Here is a 1,656-nt window from a genome sequence, read left to right on the forward strand (position 1 = left end):
AGTGCAGACGACATAGGTTCGGGGCCTGCCGTTGCCGAGCGGGGGCTCGAGCTTAAGTCTGCTTTCGTAGGTGCTTGCCGCATGCGGTGTTATCCGGCGCCGCACCCAGTCCGTGAGCGAGTGTCCCTTGGGAATGCCGAATGCTGTTGGCGGCGGAGTCGGCATGAAGATACCCCGTCCTTCCTCCGCAACCAATTTTCGACGGGCGGCGACGATGTCGGGGGGCATGGTGCTGAATACACTTTGACCGCTCTCGACGATGGCGCCGTCGAGCGAGATAAACGAGATGGCTGATATGGTCGGGTATCCGGTCGGCGGCGCCGGTGATGCTGATGCCGCCTAGACTGTGACCGACAAGGATCACATCGCTCAGCTCTTCCGTTACAATGTGGTTGACGATGTCGGTCACGAATGTGTCGGGCGTGATGTCCTTGCACAGCAAATGTGCGCGTTCGCCGACACCTGTCTGGGTCGGCGTGGTCACGTGGCATCCCATCTTGCGAAGATTGGCGGCGACGTCCCGCCAACACCATCCGCCATGCCAGGCACCATGCACTAGCACATACGTCTTTGTCATGGATTGTGCCGTTCCATTTGCTCACCGGCCGTTGTGGCTGCCATCCGGCACGATGGCCGAACGTTGTCCCAAAGGGGCTCGACCACGTTACCGGTGGTAAGTCCGGCGCACAGGCCGCCGCCGTGGCCTGAGGACACCCCTACCAGTCGAGGAAATTTGAATTGCGAACGCCCAATATTCACTAGCTCTTTGCAAGTGGATGGAGAGGCTCATGGTGTGCCGCAGTTGCTCGCTGCCGGCATGCTCTTGGCACGGTCCCGGCTGATCATCCGAACTTGAACAGGACACCAAAGCCGCCGCGCGGATAGTTCCACTCGATGTCGCCGCCTTTCTCGCACAATATCCGGCAGGTGCCGCATTCCATGCAGCCGTCGGCGGTGATCTCGACTTGGCCCCTGTCATTCAACTCATAGCATTTCGCTGGACAGACGTAGGTCAACGCAAGCAAGTTCGCGCTTGGCTTCTCGTGCGGTCGCACTATGATATGGGGGCGGCCGGAATCGACCAGGTAGCGGTTCTGGTAAAGCTTGTCCTCGACACGAACCTTCGTCACTGCGATCGTCATCTTGTACCCTCTTCAGCGCCATGCCAATGCCAGCCGGACCGCGTCGCTGACCAACCCCCAGCGCGAGCGCGCGTTGATGAAGGCGGCCGTGGTGGCCCTTTCCTTCTCGATCTTCGGCGTGCCGTCGACACGCATGAAGTTCTGAGCGGCATACGACATCAACCGCGGATAGCTGGTAAAAAAGTTGCTGGAATTGGTGTGGAGTAAGGCTGGCATGTCCTTGTATTTCTTAAGATCCTTGATCACAAAGGATTCATCCAGCATCGTCTTGTAGAGCGCAAGGTTCCCTTTGGTCATAGGACCGTTGCGGCTTTTGACTTTGATGATCGCCTCAGCCGCGACACGACCCGAGGTCATGGCAAGGTTCGAACCCTCACGGTGAATGGCATTGTTCAGTTGCGCTGCGTCGCCGACGATGACCCAACCGTCGCCGAAGAGCTGCGGAATGGCCCTGTAACCACCTTCGGGGATAAGATGGGCGGCATATTCTTTCACCTCCGAGCCAGCGATCAGC

General features: G+C 58.8%; 3 protein-coding genes. All 3 read right to left on the minus strand.

Annotated features, from left to right (window positions below; all coding sequences use genetic code 11):
* Positions 1 to 52: 52 nt before the first annotated feature.
* Entirely contained in the window at positions 53 to 577 is a 525-nt protein-coding gene (locus EOA86_RS33630) for an alpha/beta fold hydrolase (protein ID WP_128345484.1), read from the minus strand.
* Between the two features lie 265 nt (positions 578 to 842).
* A complete protein-coding gene (locus tag EOA86_RS33635; RefSeq protein WP_091599526.1) occupies positions 843 to 1,142 on the minus strand; it encodes a ferredoxin family protein in 300 nt (99 codons plus the stop codon).
* A 12-nt stretch (positions 1,143 to 1,154) separates the two neighbouring features.
* Positions 1,155 to 1,656: NAD(P)/FAD-dependent oxidoreductase (locus EOA86_RS33640; protein WP_164892284.1), on the minus strand; the 502-nt coding region annotated here is incomplete at its 5' end.

Source organism: Mesorhizobium sp. M5C.F.Ca.IN.020.32.2.1, from assembly GCF_004023105.1.
GTDB classification, from domain to species: Bacteria; Pseudomonadota; Alphaproteobacteria; order Rhizobiales; family Rhizobiaceae; genus Mesorhizobium; species Mesorhizobium wenxiniae.

Bases quoted from the DNA above. Each gene is read 5' to 3' on its own strand.
- EOA86_RS33635 (WP_091599526.1), bottom strand. From the start codon at position 1,142: ATGACGATCGCAGTGACGAAGGTTCGTGTCGAGGACAAGCTTTACCAG.
- EOA86_RS33630 (WP_128345484.1), bottom strand. From the start codon at position 577: ATGACAAAGACGTATGTGCTAGTGCATGGTGCCTGGCATGGCGGATGG.